The organism is Curtobacterium sp. ME12, assembly GCF_903970855.1.
Classification (GTDB): Bacteria; Actinomycetota; Actinomycetes; order Actinomycetales; family Microbacteriaceae; genus Curtobacterium; species Curtobacterium poinsettiae_A.
In genome coordinates this window covers 1-21,443 of the sequence record NZ_CAJCKD010000034.1, presented here as the reverse complement: position 1 = coordinate 21,443, position 21,443 = coordinate 1, and the positions used below count along the sequence as shown (strand labels likewise).

Sequence of the window (21,443 nt, the reverse complement as noted above, 5' to 3'; positions counted from 1 at the left end):
CCGTGAGCGTGTGGGACGGCCTGACCGGGCAGGAAGAAGCGGTCGCGTCGCTGCGCAACGCGGCCGAGTCGACCGACGGCACCGGCGGCATGACCCACTCGTGGCTCATCACCGGTCCGCCCGGGTCGGGGCGTTCCAACGTGGCGACCGCCTTCGCCGCGGCGCTCGTCGGCAACGGCCCCGATGACGACCACACCCTGCGGCAGATCACCGCGAAGACCCACCCCGACGTCTCGGTGCTCACGACCCAGCGCGTGATCATCACGATCGACGAGATCCGGCAGCTCGTCACCTCGTCGTACTACTCGCCGTCGGTCGGGCGCTACCGCGTCGTCATCATCGAGGACGCCGACCGCATGACCGAGCGCACCTCGAACCTGCTGCTCAAGGCGCTCGAGGAACCCCCGGAGCGCACGGTGTGGATCCTCTGCGCCCCGAGTGAGGCCGACCTGTTGCCGACGATCCGGTCCCGCGTCCGCTCGGTCCGCCTGCGCGTGCCCGGCATCGAGTCCGTCGCCGACCTCCTCGTCGCCCGGACCGGCGTCGACCGTGCCCTCGCGATGGACGCCGCTCGTCAGGCACAGAGCCACATCGGAATGGCACAGCGCCTGGCCACGAGCGAGCCAGCACGTGATCGTCGCCGCCGGACCCTGACGACCGTGCTCGGCGTGCGGAGCGTGGGTGACGCCGTCATGGCGGCCGCCGAGCTCCTCGCCGTCGCCGACGAGGACGCCAAGTCCATCACCGAGCAGCGCGACTCCGAAGAGCGCGACGCGGCCCTCCGCTCGCTCGGGGTCGAACCGGGCGGGACGATCCCGCCGGCGCTCCGGTCGCAGCTCCGTGCCCTCGAGGACGACCAGAAACGCCGGGCGACCCGCAGCCTGCGCGACGGCCTCGACCGGATCCTGGTCGACGTCTCGTCCCTGTACCGCGACCTGCTCCTGCTGGGGCTCGGCGCCCCGGCGGAACCGGTCAACCTGTCCATGCGGGACCAGCTCGTGCACGCGCTGCCGACCACACCGCCCGCTGCCGCGCTCGAGGTCCTCGACGCCGTCGCCCTGGCGCGCCAGCGGATCGCGGCGAACGTGGCGGCACTCCTGGCACTCGAAGCACTGCTCGTCACCATCGCCCGAGCCCGCCGCTGAAGCCCGGCGTGCGACAATCACGGCATGCCCGACGCTGAACCCGGCCTGCGCGAACGGAAGCGCCGCGCCACCCGGCGCGCCATCCAGCAGGCTGCGCTCCGGATCGCCATCGAGGACGGCCTCGGCGCGGTCACGGTGGACGAGATCTCCCGGCGGGCGGACGTCTCGCCCCGGACGTTCTTCAACTACTTCCCGAGCAAGGAGCAGGCGATCCTCGGGGACGACCCGCGGCTCCCGGACGACGCTGCGCTGCAGGCATTCGTCGACGGTGGTCCGAGCGGTGACCTGCTCGCGGACATCGGCACGCTGCTCGTGCACTCCACGCGCGAACTGATCGAGGAGCGCGGGCTCATCGAGGAGCGGCAGCAGGTCCTCCGCGCGAACCCGGAGCTGTTCAGTCGTCGCATGGCGTCCATGAAGGAGTTCCAGGCGGAGCTGCAGGCGGCCGTCGCGCGCCGGCTCGAACACGCCGACCCGGAGCTCGCCGCCGACGCCGAGGCACTCCGCCGCCGCGCGGGTCTCGCGGCCATCGTCGCCCTCGCCGCCCTGCGTCACGCATGGTGGGAATGGTCGGGTTCCGAAGCCGGAACACACCTGGTGGACGAGCTCGAACGGTCCTTCTCCGAGCTCGGCGTGCTGGTTTCGCGTTCACTCGTCTGAACCTGTATAGTCATTGCTCGTGCCACTCCGGACATGGGGTGTGCGCCGCCTTAGCTCAGTCGGTAGAGCGATTCACTCGTAATGAATAGGTCGTCGGTTCGATTCCGACAGGCGGCTCCGTGAACACCCCGGTCAGACCCACTCGATGTGGCTCTGACCGGGGTTTTCGTATTCCGGACGAAACCCGTGTCCCTCGCCCGAGGGGCAGACGTCGGGCGTGTTCGCGGGCTAGCCTTGTCCGCGATACGGGGGACACGATGACCGACCACCAGCCCAGCGCTCCACCGGCGGTGACGCCGTGCTGAAGCGTGTCCTGGTCATCGTCGTGGTCGCTGCCACCGCCGGAGCCCTGGCGGTCACCGCGGCAGCCGTGCCCGAGTCCCGTGCCACGTCCGCCTCGACCTCGTCGCCGAGCACCGGTTCGTCCGCGACCCCGACGGCGTCCGCGACCGGTCCCGCGTACTTGGCGGACCGCGAGCCGACCTTCTCCGAGGACTTCGACACCCCGGCAGCAGCCGGCGGCCCCTTCGCGGAGACGTACCGGAACTCGTGGCAGCCGTACCCCGACGGCACGGGCGGCAAGTACTACTCGGACAAGCTCATCAGCGCTCACGACGGCTACCTTGACGTCTCGATGGACGGGAAGCACGGCGCTGCCGGGACGTTCGGTACGCCCACCGGTGCCTGGTCGCACGTCGGCGGCACCTTCAGCATCCGTGCGCGGGCGACCGGTGGGGACGGCAACGGGATCGCGGTCATGCTCTGGCCGACGTCGAACGCGTGGGCCGACGGTGAGCTGAACTACCCGGAGGGGCAGTTCGACGGATCTCCGCGCGTCTTCCACCACTCGATGCTCCAGGGGCTCGAGAAGCGGACCGAGCACTACAACACCCGGGTGTCCTGGAACGACTGGCACACCTACACGACCGAGTGGGTGCCCGGGAAGATCATCCGGTACTACCTCGACGGCAAGCTGGTGTTCACGGTGCCGCGCAACGTGCCCACCACGCCGCACCGCTACATGTTCCAGATCGGCAACTGGGGCGACCCAGGGCACGTGCAGATCGACTGGGTCCGTACCTACGACGCGGAGTGACCAAACCCCCCGGACGGGGGCTCCGAATCAGTCCGGTCGTACGACCCGACACCCGTGTGCTCGCGTCGATGACCCGAACCTCGACGCGGGTGCGCGGGCGGGAACGATCCCCGTTCTGGGGCTGCCCGACGGCGTCGGCGCGGTCCACGATGAGAGAGAACCCGTTCCGTCGTCACCGAGAGGTCGTCATGCTGCTGTCCCTGGTCTACATGAGCGCAGCGAACGAGGTGTTCGACCAGGAGCGGCTCGACGCACTGCTCGAGCACGCACGGGTCCGCAACACCGCATCCGGCCTGTCCGGTCTGCTCGTCTACAAGGACGGCCGGTTCATGCAGCTGCTCGAGGGCCCCGAGGCGGCCGTGCTCGAGACGTACCAGCGCATCATCGACGACCCGCGGCACACCGACGTCGGCCTGCTGGTCGAGGAGCGCATCCACACCCGCCGTTTCGGCGAGTGGAAGATGGCGTTCCACCGGGAGGCCGAAGCCGACCTGCCCGACGGCTTCGACTCGTTCCTCGCCGAGGGGGACGCGAGCGCCGACACGAGTCGTGCCCGTGAGCTCCTGCGCTGGTTCCGGAACCACCCGATGGCCGCCCCGGACGCCGCGCTCGGCAAGCACCGCCGCTGACGAGGCGAGGCGGGCCCCGCCGCCCCCCGCCCCCGCTGCGCGCGTGTCCGCGGGGGGGGGGGGGCCGCCGCGGCGCGGGGCGGGCGGCGCGGCCGTCCCGGGGCGTGTCCCCGGCCCCCCCGGGGGCCCCCCCGGCGCGCGGCCCGCGACGACCCCCGCCGCGGCGGGGGCGGGGGGGGCCCCGCCGCACCCCGCCCCGCGCTGGTAGACAGGACCCATGACGGTTCGCTGGGGAGTCATCGGCACAGGCGGCATCGCACGGTCCTTCGTGGGTGACTGCACCGCGGCCGGCATCGTGTTCACCGCCGTGGGCAGCCGCACCCGCGAACACGCCGAGGCCTTCGCCGCCGAGTTCGGCATCGAGCAGCCACACGGTTCCTACGAGGACCTGGTGGCGGACGAGCGCATCGACGCGGTCTACGTCGCGACCCCGCACGTCCGGCACGCCGAGGACGCCCTGCTCGCGATCCGGGCGGGCAAGCACGTCCTGGTCGAGAAGGCCTTCACGATCACCGCGGACGAGGCCCGTACGGTCGTCGACGCCGCTCGGCACGCGGGCGTCGCGGTGATGGAGGCGATGTGGACCCGCTTCCTGCCGCAGATGGCGATGATCCGCGAGATCGTCGCCGAGGGTCGGATCGGCCGCCCGATGGTGGTCGAGGCGACCCACCACCAGGCGCTCCCGACGGATCCCGGCCACCGGTTGCGCGACCCGGCACTCGGTGGGGGAGCGATGCTGGACCTCGGGATCTACCCGGTGTCCTTCGCGGTGGACGTGCTCGGGGTGCCGACCGCGCTCGTCGCGGCGGGCACGCTGAGCGAGCAGGGCGTCGACGAGCAGATGGGCCTGGTCATGACGCACGCGGGCGGTGCGCAGTCGATGATCCACTTCGGGATGGACCTGCGGAGCCCGAACACGGCGTCGATCATCGGCGAGACCGGCCGCATCGACCTCGACTCCACCTGGTACACGCCGACCACCTGGCGGATCCGCGACCGCGACGGTGCCATCGTCGAGGAGTTCGACGGCCGCGAGGAGCTCGCCGGCTACGAGCACGAGGCCCGCGCCTTCGAGACGATGATCGCGTCCGGCCACCACGACGGCGGGCCGATGGACCCGGACGAGACCGTCGCGATCATGGCGGTGCTGGACGAGGCACGACGCCAGGTCGGGGTCCGGTACCCGGCCGACGGTCCGGTCACGGCTCCCTGACCCGGCTCCCGTCCGCGACGGATCCCGGATCCGGCCTGGAGGCTCCTGCCGCAGTTCCGTAGGATCGGTCGCGATGTCCGAGCAGCAGCCCACCCCGCGTTCCGTCCCGGAGCGGTTCCGCGCCGCCGTCACCGCGGTGCGCGCCTCCGCTGCACGACGCCCGGTCCCCTGGATCGCCGGTGGTCTCGCGGCGCTGCTGGTGGTCGGTTCCGGTGGGGCCGTCGCCGTCGCGGCGGCCACGACCCCGGACTCCCGGACCGCTGCGGCGTCGAGCCCGACCCGGACCGCCTCCTCGGCTCCGGACCGGACGCCCACCACGAAGCGCCCCACCACGAAGCCGTCCCCCACCCCGACCGCCGATGCCCGCACGGTGCCGGACGACCTCGCCGGTCCGTCCGCGCTCCGGACCTGCTCGATCGCCACGGCCGCGTCGGCGAGCGGCCTCGGCGACTTCGAGGGGTACGTGATGGACGCGAAGACGGGCAAGGTCCTGTTCTCCGAGCACGGTGAGCGGGCCGCCCAGACCGGCAGCGTCATGAAGACCCTGACCTCGGCGACCGCACTGTCGGCGCTCGGGGGCGACCACCGCATCCCGACGACCGTCGCGCGGGAGTCCGCGAACACCGTCGCCCTGGTCGGCCACGGCGACGCGACGCTGTCCGCCGGGGGCGGCACGGTGTATCCGGGCGCCCCGACCCTCGCCCAGCTCGCGCAGCAGGTGAAGGCGAAGGTCGGCGACACCCCGGTGACCACGATCGTCACCGACGACTCGTACTGGAGCGACGCCGACGCCTGGGACCCCACGTGGCCGGTGTCCGAGCGCACCATCGGGTACCAGCCGGAGGTCACGGCGCTGATGGTCGATGGCGACCGGGCGAACCCCGCCGCGGCGACCTCACCCCGGTCGGAGGACCCGGTCGGACGCGCCGGCATCGCCTTCCGGACCGCGCTGGCGAACGCCGGCGTCGTCGGCGCCGCGTCCGCGCAGATCGTCAAGCGGGCGACCACCGGCACCGAGACGATCGCCACGGTGTCGTCGCAGCCGGTGTCGACGCTCATCGGGCAGATGATCCCGAACTCGGACAACACGCTGGCCGAGATGCTCGCCCGGGTGTCCTCGAAGGAGTCCGGGTCGAACGGCTCCGCGGCGTCGCTGTCGTCCGTGTACCAGTCGGCACTGCGGTCCTACGGCCTCGACCCGGCCGGCATCGTGATCAAGGACGGCTCGGGCGAGAGCGCCTCGAACGCCGTGTCGCCGGAGTTCGTCGCGCACCTGATGGTGCAGGTCGCCTCCGGAGCGAAGGGCCTCGGCACGCTCGCGAACGCCCTGCCGGTGTCCGGCCAGTCCGGCACCCTGGCCAGCCGGTTCACCGGCGCGAACGCGGTCGCCCGCGGCAAGGTGCACGCGAAGACGGGCTGGATCGACAGCGCGAACACCCTCGGGGGCTACATCGACGCCGCCGACGGGTCGCGGCTGACCTTCGCCTTCTACGCCATCGGATCGCCGCGTGCAGCGGCACTGCCGGCACTCGACGCGGTGACCGCCGCGACCTACTCGTGCGGGAGCAAGCTCACCGGCTCCTGAGCCGACGGGTGTTGGATGGACCCATGGCAAGAGCACTGCTCGTCGTGGACGTCCAGAACGACTTCACCGAGGGCGGTGCGCTCGCGGTCACCGGGGGAGCGGCGCTCGCGAAGCGCATCACCGCGTTCCTCGGTCGGCACGGCGACGAGTACGACCTCATCGTGGCGTCCCGCGACTGGCACCACGGCGACGACGACAACGGCGGACACTTCGCCGGACCCGAGGGGCCCGACTTCGTCGACACGTGGCCGGTGCACTGCGTCGCCGGCACACCCGGCGCCGACTACCACCCCGATCTCGACACCGCACTGATCGACGTCGACGTCCTCAAGGGCCAGGGCACGCCGGACTACTCGGCGTTCCAGGCCCGGACCGAGGCGGGCGTCCCGCTGGCCGAGGTGCTCGCCGAGCGCCGCGTGCACACGATCGACGTCGTCGGCATCGCGACCGACCACTGCGTCCGTGCCTCGGCGCTCGACGCCCGTGCCGCGGGCCTCGACGTCGCCGTGTACGAGGACCTGGTGGCCGGCGTCGACGCCGAGCGCAGCGCCCGGGCGCTCGACGAGATCCGGGCGGCCGGCGGACACGTCGACCGCAGCGACATGGACGAGGGCCTCGCGAACCCAGGAGGAGCACGACTGTGACCGACACCACCACGAACGAAACCACCACCACCGTCGCCGACGAACACGTCCGCGTCGAGGGCGTCCCCACCGGACTCTTCATCGGCGGCACCTGGCGTGCCTCGTCGAGCGGGTCCACGTTCGCCGTGCACGACCCGTCGACCGGTGCCGTCCTGGCCGAGGTCGCCGACGCCACCCCCGAGGACGGCATCGCCGCCCTCGACGCCGCAGCCGCCGCGCAGGAGTCCTGGGCAGCCACGGCCCCGCGCACACGGTCGGACATCCTGCGCCGGGCCTTCGACCTGGTGCACGAGCACGCCGACGACCTCGCTGCCCTGATGTCGCTCGAGATGGGCAAGCCGCTGGCCGAGGCCCGCGGCGAGGTCGTCTACGGCGGCGAGTTCCTGCGGTGGTTCTCGGAGGAAGCGGTCCGCATCACCGGCGACTACCGCACGAACCCCGAGGGCACCGGCCGCGCGATCGTGCTGAAGCGTCCGGTCGGCCCCGTCTACGCGATCACGCCGTGGAACTTCCCGCTCGCGATGGCGACCCGGAAGATCGGACCGGCCCTGGCCGCCGGTTGCACGGTGGTCGCGAAGCCGGCCGACCTCACCCCGCTGACGACCCTGTTCCTGGTCGAGCTGTTCCGCCGTGCCGGGCTGCCGGACGGTGTGCTCAACGTGATCCCGTCGAGTGACGCCAAGGGGCTGTCGGAGCCGATCATCGCCGACCCGCGCCTGCGCAAGCTGACGTTCACCGGTTCGACCCCGGTCGGTTCGGCGCTCCTCAAGCAGGCGGCGGACAACGTGCTCAAGACGAGCATGGAGCTCGGCGGCAACGCCCCGCTGCTCGTGTTCGACGACGCCGACCTCGACGAGGCGGTGGACGCGGCGATGCTCGCGAAGTTCCGCAACACGGGCGAGGCCTGCACCGCTGCGAACCGGTTCTTCGTGCAGGACGGCATCGCCGACGCGTTCGTCGCGGCCCTCACCGCGAAGGTGGACGCCCTGCGCGTCGGCCGAGGCACCGAGGACGGTACGACGCTCGGACCGCTCATCGACGACCGCGCCGTGGACAAGGCCGCGTCGCTCGTCGACGACGCCCTCGGTCGCGGTGCCCGGCTCGTCACCGGCGGCCACCGGATCGACCGCCCGGGCACCTTCTACGAGGCGACGGTGATCGACGACGTGCAGCCCGGCTCGGAGATCATGACGACGGAGATCTTCGGACCGGTCGCCTCGGTCACGCGCTTCAGCACCGAGGACGAGGGGATCCGGCTCGCGAACGACACCGAGTACGGGCTCATCGCCTACGCCTTCACGACCGACTTCCGGCGCGGCCAGCGGCTCGCCGAACGCCTGGAGACGGGCATGCTCGGGCTGAACACGGGCGTCGTGTCCAACGCGGCGTTCCCGTTCGGCGGCGTGAAGTCCTCGGGCCTGGGCCGCGAGGGCTCGCACGAGGGCATCGAGGAGTACCTCGAGACCGTCTACGTGCTGACGCCGGACCCGTTCGCCGCCTGAGTCCGAGTCGACGGTACGGCCGCGGTGCTCGCGGCCGTACCCGAACTCACACGAGCAGCTGGTGCTTCGCCAGGTCGCGGTAGAGCGGCGTCGACTCCACGAGCTCGGAGTGCGTGCCGCTGCCGACGACGCGGCCGTGCTCGAGCACGACGATCACGTCGGAGTCCACCACGGTGGACAGGCGGTGCGCGATCACGAGCAGGGTGCGGTCCTCGGCGACGGCGTCGATCGCGAGCCGCATCTTCTGCTCGTTGACCCCGTCGAGTGACGACGTCGACTCGTCGAGCAGCAGGATCGGGGGAGCGGCGAGCAGCGCGCGGGCGATGGCCAGGCGCTGCCGTTCCCCACCGGAGAGCATCACGCCGTCCTCACCGACCTGCGCGTCGAGACCGCGGGGATCGCGGTGCAGGACCTCGCCGAGGTTGACCGCCTCGAGCACCCGGACGCAGTCGGCCTCGGTGGCGTTCGGTGACCCGAGCAGCAGGTTGGCGCGGATCGTGCCGGCGAGGACGGGCGCGTCCTGCTCGACGTAGCCGATCTGGGCACGGAGCTCGTCGCGGTCCATGCCGCGCACGTCGATGCCACCCAGGCGGATCACGCCGTCGGTGGGGTCGTAGAACCGCTCGATGAGCGCCAGGGTCGTCGACTTGCCGGCACCGGACGGGCCGACGAGTGCGACGCGCGAGCCACGGGGCACCCGGAACGACACGTCGTGGAGCACCACGTCGTCGGCCGAGCGTTCGTCGTCGACGCGATCCGGGCCTCCTGGGCGGTCCGCGGGGTCGGACGCGACCGCGCCGTCGGCACCCGATGCGTCCGCCTGTGCGCGGTACCGGAACGACACGTGCTCGAACGCGATGGCGTCGTCGGTGGCGACGGCCGCGGCGGGCCGGACCGACTCGTCGTCCTGGGACTCGGTCGGCAGGTGCAGGATATCCTCGATCCGGCCGAGGGCGCCGAGTGCCTGGGCGACGGCGACGGCCGCGCCCATCGCCTGACCGAGCGGCATGATCATCATGAAGAGCAGCAGGATGAACGTGATGAGCGTCGCGATGGTGATGGTGCCCGCCGCGACCTGTGCCCCGCCGACGCCCAGGACGGCGATGAACGCGACCTGCATGACGATGCTCGCGACGGGGACGACGAAGGCGGACATCTTGGCGATGTCGAGGCCCCGCTTGTAGGCCTCGGTCGCGTGGCCGTCGACCTCGCGCACCTCGCGTTCGGTGGCGCCGGCCGCACGGATCGTGCGGACCGCGCCGATCCCGCGTTCGACCGCGGCGGTGAGGTCGCCGACCTTCTCCTGCGCACGCTTCGAGGCGACCCGGATGCGACGGCTCAGTCCGCCGACGACGACGATGGCGATCAGGACGATCACGATCACGATGCCGAGCAGCAGCGGGTCGATGACCGCCATCGCGACGATGGCGCCGATGAACGTGAGGGCGCCGCCGATCGACTCGATCAGTCCCTGGGTCAGGACGGCACGCAGGAGCGTGGTGTCGCTGCCGACGCGGGACACCAGGTCACCGGTCCGGCGGGTGTCGAACTCCGAGATCGGCAGGTTGAGGATGCGGGCGATGAGCTTGCGGCGGGTGGAGAGCACGACGCCCTCGCCCGCACGCTGCAGCAGGAAGTGCTGGACGCCGTTCAGCACCCCCGCGACGATGACGAGCCCGACCAGCAGCCACACGAGCGTGCTGAGGGTGTTGCCCTGCTGCACCGCGGTGATGACCTGGTTGACCAGGAGCGGCTGCGCGAGCGAGGCCCCCGCACCGAGGATGCTCAGCACGATGATCACGACCATCGCGGGCTTGTTCTCGAACAGGTAGGACAGCAGGCGACCGAACGTGGCGCGGGGGCCGTCGGAGGTCTTCGGACGTGCGAAGGGGAAGCTCATCGTGTTCCTAGTTTCTGCCGTACTTCTTGTGCACTGCCTGTCGGCTGACACCGAGCAGCGTTGCGATCTCCTGCCACGAGGCGCCGGCGGTGCGGGCACGTCGCGCGGCGAGCTCTTCGGTCCGGTCGAGCTCACGGCGCAGTTCCCGCACGTTGGCGAGGGCGGAGAACGGGTCGTCCCCCGATGCTCCGGCCGCGAGGCTCGTGATGGTCGGTCGGTCCATGCCTGTCAACCTACATTGACGCGACGACATCCGTCAACCTGCGTTGACGGCGCGAGCCGCGCAGTGGGGCTGCGCACACGACGGACGGGAGGCCCGGTGCCAGCTGGCACCGGTCCTCCCGTCCCGCGGATGCGTCGCCGATCAGGCGTCGGCGATGTCCTTCGACTTGGTCTCGCGCACGAAGAGCAGCGCGACCAGCGTCACGACCGCGGCGATCGTCAGGTACAGGCCGACCAGGAAGATGTCGCCGTCCGGCTTCCAGAGCGCCAACGCGATGGTCGGGGCGAGTGACGCACCGAGGATCGACGCGACGTTGTAGGCGATGGCCGAGCCGGTGTATCGGACGTTCGTCGGGAACAGCTCAGGCAGCAGCGCACCCATCGGACCGAAGGTCAGCCCCATCAGCGAGAGCCCGACGATGAGGAACGTCACCACGGTGATCGGCCCGCTCGACGCCGCGAACCAGAACTGGAACGTCAGGCCGAACAGCGCGATGCCGATCGTGGTCGGGATGAGGGTCCTGCGGCGGCCGAACCTGTCGGCGAGCAGCCCGGCGATCGGCGTGAAGATGCCGAAGAACACGACGCCGATCATGAGCAGGGTCAGGAACTCGCCACGGGTGTAGCCGAGGCCGACCTTCGGGACGAGTGCGCTCGCCTCGGCACCGGTCGTGCCGTACGACAGGGTGAACGTCGTCATGAAGTAGAAGAGCACGTAGGTGGCGACCATGCCGAACGTGCCGACGATGACGGCCCGCCACGAGGTGCGGAACACGCGGCCGAGCGGGACCTTCGCGACCGTGCCGGACTCCTGCACGCCACGGAACACCGGCGACTCGACGAGCTTGAAGCGCACGTAGAGGCCGATGACGACGAGTACGGCGGAGAGCAGGAACGGGATACGCCAGCCCCACGCCTGGAAGTCGGCGTTCGGGGTGCCGTCGGCGCCGGCGGGCATCGCCGCGTTGATCGCGATGAACAGGCCGTTCGCGAGCAGGAAGCCGATCGGGGCACCGAGCTGCGGCATCGAGCCGAACACGCCGCGCTTGCCCTTCGGTGCGTTCTCGGTCGCGAGCAGGGCCGCACCCGACCACTCGCCGCCGAGCCCGACGCCCTGGGCGAAGCGCATCACGGCGAGCAGGATCGGGGCCCAGACGCCGATGGTGTCGAACGTGGGCAGGCAGCCGATCAGGAACGTGGCGGTGCCCATCACGAGCAGCGACGCGACGAGGGTGGTCTTGCGGCCGATCCGGTCACCGAAGTGCCCGAAGATGATCGACCCGACCGGCCGGGCGAAGAACGCCAGGGCGAAGGTGACGAAGGACGACAGCTGCGAGGCCGTGGGGTCCTCGTTCGGGAAGAACAGCGTCGGGAAGACGAGCACCGCGGCGGTCGCGTAGACGTAGAAGTCGTAGAACTCGATCGACGTGCCGACGAGGCTCGCGATGACGACGCGGGAGCGCGGGTTGCCGGCGGGTGCCGGAGCGGAGGTGGGGGTTGCGGGTGCCGGGGCGGCGGTCATGACAGGGCGGGGTCTTCCGTGCTGCGTGCTCCCGACGGGGAGCACGAGGATCCGAAACGGCGGACACCGATCGGTTCGCGCGGGGTGGCGCGGGCACCGGTCGGGTGCGTTCGGCTGAGGGGGACCGCTTGTGACGGAAGCCCGATCATACGACAGATGTCGTCTGCCTGCGAATCAGCCCAGAGTCAGCTGGCCGCGGCATCGGTCGCCCGCGCGCGCTCAGGCGCCCGCGCCGGCCCCCGCTTCGAGGTGCTCGGGCAGCTGGTGGCCCATCCGGTCGCGCTTGGTGTCGAGGTACCCGGCGTTCTGCGCGGAGATGCCGACGACGAGCGGCACGAGGGAATCGACGGTGATGCCGTGCTCCTCGAGCTGGCGCCGCTTCTCCGGGTTGTTCGACAGCAGCCGGACGCGGGTGATGCCGAGGTCGGCGAGGATGCCCGCGGCGCCGCCGTAGGCACGGGAGTCGGCGGGCAGTCCGAGCGCGAGGTTGGCGTCGAGGGTGTCGAGGCCGTCCTCTTGCAGGCGGTACGCCTTGAGCTTGTTGATGAGACCGATGCCGCGGCCCTCCTGCCCGCGCAGGTAGACGACCACGCCGCCCTCGGCCGCGATCGTGTCGAGCGCGGCGTCGAGCTGGGGGCCGCACTCGCACTTCAGCGAGCCGAAGGCCTCACCGGTCAGGCACTCGGAGTGCACCCGGACGAGCGCGCCGTCGGTGGGCATCGAGCCGTCCGGCAGGGTGCCGATGATCGCGACGTGCTCCGCGCTCGTCACGAGGTCGCGGTAGGCGCGCATCTGGAAGGTGCCGTGGGTGGTCGGCACGTTCGTCGACACCTCGAACTTGACCGGGCTCCCCGGCGTGGGCGAGGTCAGCGCATCGGTCATGGGGTGCTCCGGTCGTTCGTGGGCCCGTCGTCGCCGAGCCCGGGTGTCGCGTCGTGCTGCTGCTGGGGGTCGTGCTGGTCCTGGTCCTGGTGCTGGGGATGCTGCGGTCGGGCTCGGACCAGCAGGTCGGGGCCGAGGCTGGTGGTCGATAGTACGTCCAACCGCCGACGATCGGAGATGCTTCCCACGCCCAGGTCGTCGAGGGCGACACGGGGCCCGCCGAGCAGCACCGGGGCGATGTACACGAGGTACTCGTCGACGAGTCCGGCGGCGATGAGCGCCGACGCGACCGTGGGGCCACCCTCGACGAACACCGAGTGCACGCCGTGCCCGCGCAGTGCGCCGAGCGAGGTGGCCAGGTCGTGTCCGGGCAGGGTCACGAGCCCGCGCGGGTGCCGACGGACCGCGGCGTCGGCCGGCACCGGGCGGTCACCGAGCACCACGGCGAGCGGCTGGTCGGCGAGCAGTTCGCCGGCATCCCCGCGCGCGGTCAGGCTCGGGTCGTCGGCCAGGACGGTGCCGGTGCCGACGAGGATCGCATCGTGGGCGGCACGCTGTTCGTGCACGTGCTGCCGTGCGGCGGCGCCCGTGATCCACTTGCTCGTGCCGTCGGCGGCGGCGGCGCGCCCGTCCAGGCTGGACGCCCACTTGACGGTGACCCACGGCCGGCCGAGCCGGACCGAGAGCAGCCACCGCTCGAGGAACGCCTCGGCCTGGTCGGCCAGGACCCCGGAGACGACCTGGACCCCGGCGGCACGGAGTCGATCGGCGCCGCCGTGCACGTCGGCTCCGGGATCGTCGATCGCGTAGACGACCCGGGCGATCCCCGCGTCGAGCAGTGCCACGGCGCACGGTCCGGTGCGGCCGACGTGGTTGCAGGGTTCGAGGGTGACGACCGCCGTTGCGCCGCGCAGCAGTGCCGGGTCGACCTTGGCCATCGCGTCGACCTCGGCGTGCGGGGTGCCGGCGCCCTTGTGCCAGCCCTCGGCGAGGACCTCGCCGGCGGGGGAGAGGATCACGGCGCCGACGCGGGCATGGTCGCCGACGACGGGTCCGAGGGCCGCGAGTTCGAGTCCGCGGCGCATCGCCCGGACCTCGGTGGGTCGTGCCGTGTCGCTCACGTGCCGAGCCTACCGGCGAGGATTGGGTGACACGTCACCACGGTTGTGAGCGTGTTCAGGCGTTGGGCCAGGGGAGCCCGGAGGCGGGAGCGCCGTCGGCGCGTCGCAGCGCGGTCCACGCCGTGGTCGGGCCGCCGTCCCGATCCGGGACCCGGGCCGCGCCGAGGCCGGTGAACGAGAACCCGGCCGCACGGGCGACGGCCGCCGAGGCCGTGTTGCCCTGGTAGCACTCCCAGTAGACGTCCGGCGCGCCCTGCTCGAACGCCCAGTCGACGACGAGCCGGACGGCGTCGTGCATGAGTCCGGCACCGCGCGCGGTCGGTGCGAGCCAGAACCCGAGGTCACGACCTGCGGTGCGGTAGCTGATGATGCCCGCGAGCCACGTCGAACCGGCCGGTCGGATCGCCCAGGTGTACTCGCGGTCCGAGGCCCATCCCGGTCCGACCAGGGCGTCGACGAAGGTCCGGGCGTCCTGCTCGCGGTACGGCGTCGGTACCGTCGTCCACCGGACGATCTCCGGGTCCTGGCAGGCCTCGGTGATCGCCGCGGTGTCGGCGCGGGTGGGCAGGTCGAGCCGGACCCGCGCCGACCCGAGCGTGACGGGCTGCACGGTCAGCCGCGCGACCGCGGGACGAACCCGATGCGGTCGTAGACGCGGGTCAGGGTGTCCTGGGCGATCGACTCGGCGCGGTCGGCGCCGACGGCGAGCAGCCGGTCGAGCTCCGCCGGGTCGTCGAGCAGTTCGAGCGTGCGGGCGCGGACCGGTTCGAGCTCGGCCACGACGGCGTCGGCGACCTCGCCCTTCAGGTCGCCGTAGCCCTTGCCGGCGAACGATTCCTCGAGCGCGGCGATCGAGGTGCCGGTGAACGCCGACAGGATCGACAGCAGGTTCGTCACACCCGGCTTCGTCTGGCGATCGGCCCGGATCTCGCGCTCGGCGTCGGTGACGGCCGACTTGATCTTCTTCGCGGTGCGCTTCGGGTCGTCGAGCAGGCGGATGAGGCCGTTGTCCGACGCTGCGGACTTGCTCATCTTGCTGGTCGGGTCCTGCAGGTCGTAGATGCGCGCGGTCTCGGTCAGGATCCGTGCCTCGGGCGTGACGAAGGTGTCACCGAACCGCGAGTTGAAGCGTCCGGCCAGGTCACGCGTGAGCTCGACGTGCTGGCGCTGGTCGTCGCCCACCGGCACGACCCTGGTGTCGTAGAGCAGGATGTCCGCGGCCATCAGGATCGGGTAGGTGAAGAGCCCGACCGACGCGGCCTCGGCGCCCTGGCGTGCCGACTTGTCCTTGAACTGGGTCATCCGGCTCGCCTCCCCGAAGCCGGTCAGCGTGTTCAGCACCCAGGCGAGCTCGGCGTGCGCCGGCACGTGCGACTGCACGAACAGCGTCGCCTTGGACGGGTCGATGCCCGACGCGATGTACTGCGCGGCGGTGGCCCGGGTGTTCGCCCGGAGCTCGGCCGGGTCCTGCGGTGACGTGATCGCGTGCATGTCCACGACGCAGTAGATGGCGTCGTAGTCGTCGAGCAGGGTCCTCCACTGCATGAGCGCCCCGACGTAGTTGCCGAGGTGCAGTGATCCGGCGGACGGCTGGATGCCCGAGAAGATGCGGGTCTTGGTCATGGTGGTGCTCCGGTGCGTCAGGTGAAGCGAGAGAAGAGGGTCAGAGTTCGTAGTCGACGACCACGGGGGCGTGGTCGGACCATCGCTGGTCGTACGCCGCGGCGCGGTCGACCGTGTACTCCGTGACCTTGGCGGCCAGGTCGGGCGTCGCCATCTGGTAGTCGATGCGCCAGCCGGTGTCGTTGTCGAAGGCCTGACCGCGCCACGACCACCACGTGTACGGGCCGTCGACGTCGCCGGCCTGGGCGCGACCCACGTCGACCCATCCGAGGCCGGGGCCCGTGGAGCCGTCGGCGCCCTCGACCGGTTCGCCGTCGGCGCCGAAGAACCGCGAGAAGTAGGCACGCTCGCGGGGCAGGAAGCCGGCGCGCTTGACGTTGCCCTTCCAGTTCTTGATGTCGCGCTCGTCGTGCCCGACGTTCAGGTCACCGACGACGACCGCGAGCGGGTTGTGCTCGCGGAGCTTCGGCAGCCGCTCGGTCATGGCGTCGAGGAACTTCCACTTCTCGTCCTGCTTGGGGGTGTCGACCTCGCCCGAGTGCACGTAGGTGGAGACGACGGTGACGGTGGTGCCGCCGATCTCGTAGTCGGCCTCGAGCCAGCGGCCGGCCGAGTCGAAGTCGTCGGCGCCCAGGGCGACGCGGTGGATCTGAGCGGAGTGTCGAGATGCGATCGCGACGCCGGCCCGGCCCTTCGCGGTCGCCGGGTCGTGCACGATGTCCCACTCGTCGCCGAGCAGCGCCGCAAGGTCGTCGCTCGACGCGCGCACTTCCTGCAGGGCCAGCACGTCGACGTCACGGGTGGCGAGCCAGTCGCCCATGCCCTTGCGGAAGGCGGCGCGGACGCCGTTCACGTTGACGGATGCGAGGCGCAGGCGTGTCATGCAGAACACCTTATCGGCGGGTGCCGACAGCCCTGGACGCCCCCGACAGACGGACGGGAGGCCCGTGGCTGCGCAGCCACGGGCCTCCCGTCCGTCTGGTGGTCGCGTGCAGGACGCGACCTGCGCGATCAGGCCGCGTCGTGGTCCGTCTTCAGGAACTCGACCAGGCTGTCCGCGGTGGTCTCGGCGTCGTCGCCCGAGACGGTGAGGGTGACCTCGTCGCCGTTCTCGATGCCGAGCCCGAGCAGGGCGAGGATGCTGCCGGCGTTCCCGGACTTGTCGCCCTTGGCGATCGTGACCTGGTGCCCCGACGCCGTCACGGTCTGGACGAAGAGGGATGCGGGGCGAGCGTGCAGGCCGGATGCGCTGGCGACGGTCACGGTGCGAGTGGCTTCGGACATCGATGTACTCCTGTCGATGGGTGGTTGGCTCATGCTAGCGAGCGCTGGGTGGGCGGCAACGGGGCGCGGTCAGGGTCGGCCGGGCCAGAAGACCTCGGTGCCGGCGGCCTCGACCTCGCGGACCAGGTCGAGGTTGACGGCGGGGTCGGTGATGATCGTGTCGATCGCGGCGAGCGGGGCGACGCGACCGAACTCCTCGCGGCCGAACTTGGTGTGGTCGGCGAGCAGGATGCTCCGTCGGGCGGACTTGATCATCGCGCTCTTCACGGCAGCTTCGGCCATGTTGTGGGTCGTCAGGCCGCGCTCCGGCGTGATGCCGTTGATGCTGATGAAGGCGACGTCGACGCTGACCATGCCGATGAGCTGGTGCGTCCAGGTGCCGACGCCGGCCAGGGAGTCGCTGCGGATGTTGCCGCCGAGCAGGTGCAGGTCGATGCCCGGGCGGTTCGCGACGGCGGTGGCGACCGGGAGCGAGTGCGTGACCACGGTCAGCCCGCGGTCGGTCGGCAGCAGCTCGGCCAGGCAGATGGTCGAGGTGCCGGCGTCGATCATGATCGAGCCGTTCTCGGGCAGTTCCGCCAGGGCGGCCTCGGCGATGACCATCTTCTCGGCCTGGTTGATACCGCCGCGGTCCCCGACGCCGGGATGCAGGGTGATCCGCTCGACGGGGATCGCGCCGCCGTGTGCGCGACGGACCAGACCGCGGCGTTCCAGGCTCGTCAGGTCGCGGCGGATGGTCTCGGGCGTGACGGCGAGCGACTCGGCCAGGTCCTTGACGTCCACCCGGCCCTGCGCGCGTGCCTGCTCGACGATGCGCTGGTGGCGTTCTGGTGCGTACATCGGACCTCGTCGTCTCGGGTCGGAACGGAACGGACATGCTCGGGCGCGACATCCACGACGTCGTGCCCTGCGTTCGATCCGCCAGACGCAAACGGGCATCTGTTTCTGCATTTTTATCCCCGGATGTGTTTGTTTGTCAACGCGAAGCGGGGTAGTGTGCTGCTCAGCCGCACGGGCGTGGTCTGTTCCCGTGTCGTCAGCACCGAACGATCCACCCCACCGCAAGCGCGTGTGAGATGAAGGAGTCTCGAATGTCCGAACTGCTCGGCACCGGCGTCGGCCGTGGCGTTGCCCACGGCCCCGTGCTCCGGATGGCTGACCCGCTCGGCGAACCGTCGAAGGACGCCCTGGTGGGTTCGGCGGAGGACGCGAAGCAGGCCGTGCACGACGCACTGGCCGCCGTGGCGGACGACCTCAACAAGCGCGGACAGCTCGCCGGTGGCGACGCCCAGGCCGTGCTCGAGGCCCAGGCGCTCATGGCGCAGGACCCGACGCTCCTCGACGACGTGCACGCCCGCATCGACGGTGGTACCAACGCCGAGCGCGCGGTGTACGAGGCGTTCGCCCAGTTCCGCGACCTGCTCGTCGGCATGGGCGGCTACATGGGGGAGCGCGCGGCCGACCTCGACGACGTCGCCCAGCGCATCATCGCCAAGCTCCGCGGCGTGCACGCCCCCGGCGTCCCCGAGTCGGACACCCCCTTCGTCCTCGTCGCCCGCGACCTCGCCCCGGCGGACACCGCGCTGCTCGACCTCGAGAAGGTGCTCGCGCTCGTCACCCGCGACGGCGGCCCGACGTCGCACACCGCGATCCTCGCCCGCGCCAAGGGCATCACCGCCATCGTCGGCGTGACCGGCGCCGACGACCTGGCCGACGGCCAGTCCGTCGTCGTGGACGCCCTCGCCGGCACCGTCGTGACCGACCCTTCCGCGGAGCTCGTGGCCGAGGTCGAGCAGCGCATCGCCGACCGTCTCGCCGCCGCAGCGGCACCGCTCACCGCCGGTGCGCTCGCTGACGGCCACGTCGTGCCCCTGCTCGCGAACCTCGGCAGCCCCGCCGACGCCGCCGGCGCCGTTGCTCTCGGTGCGGAGGGCGTGGGGCTCTTCCGCACCGAGTTCCTCTTCCTCGACTCGCCGAAGGCCCCCACGGTCGACGAGCAGACCGAGTCGTACCGCCAGCTCCTCGCGGCGTTCCCCGGCAAGAAGGTCGTCGTGCGCGCGCTCGACGCCGGCGCCGACAAGCCCCTGCCGTTCCTCACCGACAAGGACGAGGAGAACCCGGCCCTCGGGCGCCGCGGCCTGCGTGCGCTGCGGAACCACCCCGAGGTCCTGCGCGACCAGCTCACCGCGCTCGCCCAGGCCGACGCCGCGACCGAGGCCGACCTGTGGGTCATGGCCCCGATGGTCGCCGACGCCGAGGAGACCGAGTACTTCGTCACCCTGGCCCGCGAACTCGGCATCCGCACCGCGGGTGTCATGGCCGAGGTGCCGTCGCTCGCGCTGATGGCCGAGCAGGTGTTCCAGAACGCCGACTTCGTGTCGATCGGCACGAACGACCTGACCCAGTACACGATGGCTGCCGACCGCATGCTCGGCACCGTCGCGTCCTACCAGGACCCGTGGCACCCCGCCGTCCTGCGCCTCGTCGCGCAGCTCGGCTCCGCGGGCGCGACCGCCGGCAAGGCCGTCGGGATCTGCGGTGAAGCAGCAGCCGACCCGCTGCTCGCCGTCGTCCTGGTCGGTCTCGGCGCCACCACCCTCTCCATGACCCCCGCGGCTCTGGCCGACGTGCGCGCCGAACTCGGCCGCTACACGCTCGAACAGGCCCGCGAGATGGCGACGGCGGCACTCGCCGCGAGCACGGCGGCGGCCGCGAAGTCCGCTGCCGCGGCCGCGACGCACGCCGCCTGAGCCACCACCCCCAGCACCACCCGTCCCATCACCACGCAGCAGCTCCACCACACAGAAAGTCACCGCACATGACAACGTCGTCCGTTGCAGCGCCCGACGCACCCGCGAAGTCGCGGGGCGGCGCACGCGTCGCCGTTCAGAAGTTCGGCACGTTCCTCTCCGGCATGGTCATGCCCAACATCGCGATCTTCATCGCGTGGGGCATCATCACGGCCTTCTTCATCGAGACCGGGTGGACCCCCGTCGGCGTCCTCGGCGGGTTCGGTGAGACGGCCGGTGTCGCCAACCCCGGCCTCGTCGGCCCGATCCTGACCTACCTGATCCCGCTCGCGATCGCCATCCAGGGCGGCCGGATGATCTACGACACCCGCGGTGCCGTCGTCGGGTCGATCATGACCATGGGCGTCATCATCGGGGCCTCCGGCACCACGATGATCCTCGGCGCGATGATCTGTGGCCCGCTCGGTGCCTACCTGATCAAGCAGATCGACCGGATCTGGGACGGCAAGATCAAGCCCGGCTTCGAGATGCTCGTCAACAACTACGCGGCCGGCATCCTGGGCTTCGTCCTCGCGATGATCGGTTTCTTCTGGCTCGCGCCGCTGTTCAAGCTCATCGCCGAGGGCCTCGGCTCCGCGGTGGACTTCCTCGTGCAGCACTCGCTCCTGCCGCTCGCCAGCGTCATCATCGAGCCGGCGAAGGTCTTCTTCCTGAACAACGCCATCAACCACGGTGTGCTCGACCAGCTCGGCGCGGCGCAGGTCGCCGAGTCCGGCAAGTCGATCCTGTTCCTGCTCGAGGCGAACCCCGGCCCCGGTCTCGGTCTGCTGCTGGCATTCACCTTCTTCGGTGTCGGCATCGCCCGCTCGACCGCTCCCGGCGCGATCATCATCCAGTTCTTCGGTGGCATCCACGAGATCTACTTCCCGTACGTGCTGCAGAAGCCGATCCTGTTCATCGCCGTCATCCTCGGTGGTGCCACGGGTGTCGCCACGAACGTGGCGTTCCAGTCCGGCCTCGTCGCCCCGGCGTCGCCCGGCTCGATCTTCGCGGTGCTCGGCGCCACCGAGCGCAACAGCTTCCTCGGCGTGATCCTGTCGGTCGTCCTGTCCGCCGCGGTGTCGTTCGCGGTCTCGTCCTTCTTCCTGCTCGCCAGCCGCAAGCGTGACCTGGCGAACGGCGGCGGTGACATGAGCGCCGCCATGGCGAAGCTCCAGGCCAACAAGGGCCGCGACGTCAACTCGGCGACCGCCGGCCTGCTCGGCAACAACTCCCCGGCCAACGAGGAAGAAGCTGAGGCCTCCCTCGGCGGCGTCGGCTCGGCGAACACGGCGACGGCGACGAAGGTCCAGAACCTGGTCTTCGCCTGCGACGCCGGCATGGGGTCGAGTGCGATGGGTGCCAGCGTCCTGCGCAACAAGATCAAGAAGGCGGGCATCGAAGGGGTCACGGTCTCCAACAAGGCGATCGCGAACCTGTCCGGTGACGAGGACCTGATCATCACGCAGGAAGAACTGACGGACCGCGCCAAGCAGAAGAACCCGAACGCGCAGCACGTGTCGGTCGGCAACTTCATGAACGCGCCGCAGTACGACCAGGTCGTCGAGCAGCTGAAGAACCAGTAACGCCACAACCAGTAACGAAGTGCAGTATCGGAGGGGACGG

The 21,443-nt window shown here is 71.0% G+C and carries 19 protein-coding genes, 1 tRNA gene and 1 pseudogene; 11 read left to right on the top strand and 10 right to left on the bottom strand.

Annotated features, from left to right (window positions below; translation table 11 throughout):
• Positions 1–2 precede the first annotated feature (2 nt).
• From H7A73_RS14610 to H7A73_RS14570, 9 genes are all read left to right on the top strand, one after another.
• Positions 3–1,145 (top strand): DNA polymerase III subunit delta', encoded by a 1,143-nt coding sequence (locus H7A73_RS14610; RefSeq protein WP_182066633.1) that lies wholly within the window; start codon positions 3–5, stop codon positions 1,143–1,145.
• 24 nt (positions 1,146–1,169) lie between these two features.
• Entirely contained in the window at positions 1,170–1,805 is a 636-nt protein-coding gene (locus tag H7A73_RS14605; RefSeq protein WP_182066632.1) for a TetR/AcrR family transcriptional regulator, read from the top strand.
• Between the two features lie 44 nt (positions 1,806–1,849).
• Positions 1,850–1,922 (top strand) — tRNA-Thr (locus H7A73_RS14600).
• 181 nt (positions 1,923–2,103) lie between these two features.
• The gene (locus tag H7A73_RS14595; RefSeq protein ID WP_182066631.1) at positions 2,104–2,901 is read left to right on the top strand and encodes a glycoside hydrolase family 16 protein; all 798 of its coding nucleotides are present in this window, start codon (positions 2,104–2,106) and stop codon (positions 2,899–2,901) included.
• 188 nt (positions 2,902–3,089) lie between these two features.
• Complete coding sequence (locus H7A73_RS14590) at positions 3,090–3,530, top strand: BLUF domain-containing protein (RefSeq protein WP_071404995.1); 441 nt, start codon at positions 3,090–3,092, stop codon at positions 3,528–3,530.
• Positions 3,531–3,747: 217 nt separating this feature from the next.
• A complete protein-coding gene (locus H7A73_RS14585; protein WP_182066630.1) occupies positions 3,748–4,743 on the top strand; it encodes a Gfo/Idh/MocA family protein in 996 nt (331 codons plus the stop codon).
• Positions 4,744–4,816: 73 nt separating this feature from the next.
• A complete protein-coding gene (dacB, locus tag H7A73_RS14580; protein WP_182066629.1) occupies positions 4,817–6,328 on the top strand; it encodes a D-alanyl-D-alanine carboxypeptidase/D-alanyl-D-alanine-endopeptidase in 1,512 nt (503 codons plus the stop codon).
• 23 nt (positions 6,329–6,351) lie between these two features.
• Entirely contained in the window at positions 6,352–6,972 is a 621-nt protein-coding gene (locus H7A73_RS14575) for an isochorismatase family protein (RefSeq protein ID WP_182066628.1), read from the top strand.
• A complete protein-coding gene (locus tag H7A73_RS14570) occupies positions 6,969–8,474 on the top strand; it encodes an NAD-dependent succinate-semialdehyde dehydrogenase (RefSeq protein ID WP_209135071.1) in 1,506 nt (501 codons plus the stop codon). Before H7A73_RS14575 ends, H7A73_RS14570 begins: the two co-directional genes overlap by 4 nt.
• A 46-nt stretch (positions 8,475–8,520) precedes the next feature.
• Here the strand turns inward: H7A73_RS14570 and H7A73_RS14565 are convergent, their stop codons facing one another.
• The 10 genes and pseudogenes from H7A73_RS14565 to H7A73_RS14520 form a co-directional block, all read right to left on the bottom strand.
• Positions 8,521–10,374 (bottom strand): ABC transporter ATP-binding protein, encoded by a 1,854-nt coding sequence (locus H7A73_RS14565; protein ID WP_182066627.1) that lies wholly within the window; start codon positions 10,372–10,374, stop codon positions 8,521–8,523.
• Positions 10,375–10,381: 7 nt separating this feature from the next.
• Positions 10,382–10,597: a hypothetical protein gene (locus tag H7A73_RS14560; protein ID WP_027466417.1), complete on the bottom strand. Its 216-nt coding sequence runs from the start codon at positions 10,595–10,597 to the stop codon at positions 10,382–10,384.
• A gap of 141 nt (positions 10,598–10,738) precedes the next feature.
• Positions 10,739–12,118: an MFS transporter gene (locus H7A73_RS14555; RefSeq protein ID WP_182066626.1), complete on the bottom strand. Its 1,380-nt coding sequence runs from the start codon at positions 12,116–12,118 to the stop codon at positions 10,739–10,741.
• 219 nt (positions 12,119–12,337) lie between these two features.
• Positions 12,338–12,985, bottom strand: a pseudogene (gene ribA / locus H7A73_RS14550) (GTP cyclohydrolase II); the annotation flags it as partial.
• 11 nt (positions 12,986–12,996) lie between these two features.
• Positions 12,997–14,085 (bottom strand): bifunctional diaminohydroxyphosphoribosylaminopyrimidine deaminase/5-amino-6-(5-phosphoribosylamino)uracil reductase RibD, encoded by a 1,089-nt coding sequence (gene ribD / locus H7A73_RS14545; RefSeq protein ID WP_247737954.1) that lies wholly within the window; start codon positions 14,083–14,085, stop codon positions 12,997–12,999.
• Positions 14,086–14,176: 91 nt separating this feature from the next.
• Positions 14,177–14,731 (bottom strand): GNAT family N-acetyltransferase, encoded by a 555-nt coding sequence (locus tag H7A73_RS14540; RefSeq protein WP_182066623.1) that lies wholly within the window; start codon positions 14,729–14,731, stop codon positions 14,177–14,179.
• Positions 14,732–14,733: 2 nt separating this feature from the next.
• Entirely contained in the window at positions 14,734–15,744 is a 1,011-nt protein-coding gene (trpS, locus tag H7A73_RS14535) for a tryptophan--tRNA ligase (protein ID WP_182066622.1), read from the bottom strand.
• A gap of 40 nt (positions 15,745–15,784) precedes the next feature.
• On the bottom strand, positions 15,785–16,627 hold the full coding sequence (locus H7A73_RS14530; RefSeq protein WP_182066621.1) for an exodeoxyribonuclease III: 843 nt from the start codon (positions 16,625–16,627) through the stop codon (positions 15,785–15,787).
• Between the two features lie 128 nt (positions 16,628–16,755).
• Complete coding sequence (locus tag H7A73_RS14525) at positions 16,756–17,028, bottom strand: HPr family phosphocarrier protein (RefSeq protein WP_022905912.1); 273 nt, start codon at positions 17,026–17,028, stop codon at positions 16,756–16,758.
• Between the two features lie 69 nt (positions 17,029–17,097).
• A complete protein-coding gene (locus H7A73_RS14520) occupies positions 17,098–17,868 on the bottom strand; it encodes a DeoR/GlpR family DNA-binding transcription regulator (protein WP_182066620.1) in 771 nt (256 codons plus the stop codon).
• 251 nt (positions 17,869–18,119) lie between these two features.
• Here H7A73_RS14520 and ptsP point away from each other — a divergent pair, with 251 nt between their 5' ends.
• Together ptsP and H7A73_RS14510 are read left to right on the top strand one after the other, a co-directional pair.
• On the top strand, positions 18,120–19,778 hold the full coding sequence (ptsP, locus tag H7A73_RS14515; protein WP_182066619.1) for a phosphoenolpyruvate--protein phosphotransferase: 1,659 nt from the start codon (positions 18,120–18,122) through the stop codon (positions 19,776–19,778).
• A 68-nt stretch (positions 19,779–19,846) separates the two neighbouring features.
• Complete coding sequence (locus H7A73_RS14510) at positions 19,847–21,403, top strand: PTS mannitol transporter subunit IICB (RefSeq protein WP_182066618.1); 1,557 nt, start codon at positions 19,847–19,849, stop codon at positions 21,401–21,403.
• Positions 21,404–21,443: the final 40 nt, after the last annotated feature.

Excerpts from the sequence above, each read along its gene's own strand:
- H7A73_RS14605 (WP_182066632.1), top strand. The coding sequence starts at position 1,170 with ATGCCCGACGCTGAACCCGGCCTGCGCGAACGGAAGCGCCGCGCCACC.
- H7A73_RS14590 (WP_071404995.1), top strand. The coding sequence starts at position 3,090 with ATGCTGCTGTCCCTGGTCTACATGAGCGCAGCGAACGAGGTGTTCGAC.
- H7A73_RS14585 (WP_182066630.1), top strand. The coding sequence starts at position 3,748 with ATGACGGTTCGCTGGGGAGTCATCGGCACAGGCGGCATCGCACGGTCC.
- dacB (WP_182066629.1), top strand. The coding sequence starts at position 4,817 with ATGTCCGAGCAGCAGCCCACCCCGCGTTCCGTCCCGGAGCGGTTCCGC.
- H7A73_RS14575 (WP_182066628.1), top strand. The coding sequence starts at position 6,352 with ATGGCAAGAGCACTGCTCGTCGTGGACGTCCAGAACGACTTCACCGAG.
- H7A73_RS14565 (WP_182066627.1), bottom strand. The coding sequence starts at position 10,374 with ATGAGCTTCCCCTTCGCACGTCCGAAGACCTCCGACGGCCCCCGCGCC.
- H7A73_RS14560 (WP_027466417.1), bottom strand. The coding sequence starts at position 10,597 with ATGGACCGACCGACCATCACGAGCCTCGCGGCCGGAGCATCGGGGGAC.
- H7A73_RS14555 (WP_182066626.1), bottom strand. The coding sequence starts at position 12,118 with ATGACCGCCGCCCCGGCACCCGCAACCCCCACCTCCGCTCCGGCACCC.
- ribD (WP_247737954.1), bottom strand. The coding sequence starts at position 14,085 with ATGCGCCGCGGACTCGAACTCGCGGCCCTCGGACCCGTCGTCGGCGAC.
- trpS (WP_182066622.1), bottom strand. The coding sequence starts at position 15,744 with ATGACCAAGACCCGCATCTTCTCGGGCATCCAGCCGTCCGCCGGATCA.
- H7A73_RS14530 (WP_182066621.1), bottom strand. The coding sequence starts at position 16,627 with ATGACACGCCTGCGCCTCGCATCCGTCAACGTGAACGGCGTCCGCGCC.
- H7A73_RS14525 (WP_022905912.1), bottom strand. The coding sequence starts at position 17,028 with ATGTCCGAAGCCACTCGCACCGTGACCGTCGCCAGCGCATCCGGCCTG.
- H7A73_RS14520 (WP_182066620.1), bottom strand. The coding sequence starts at position 17,868 with ATGTACGCACCAGAACGCCACCAGCGCATCGTCGAGCAGGCACGCGCG.
- ptsP (WP_182066619.1), top strand. The coding sequence starts at position 18,120 with ATGTCCGAACTGCTCGGCACCGGCGTCGGCCGTGGCGTTGCCCACGGC.
- H7A73_RS14510 (WP_182066618.1), top strand. The coding sequence starts at position 19,847 with ATGACAACGTCGTCCGTTGCAGCGCCCGACGCACCCGCGAAGTCGCGG.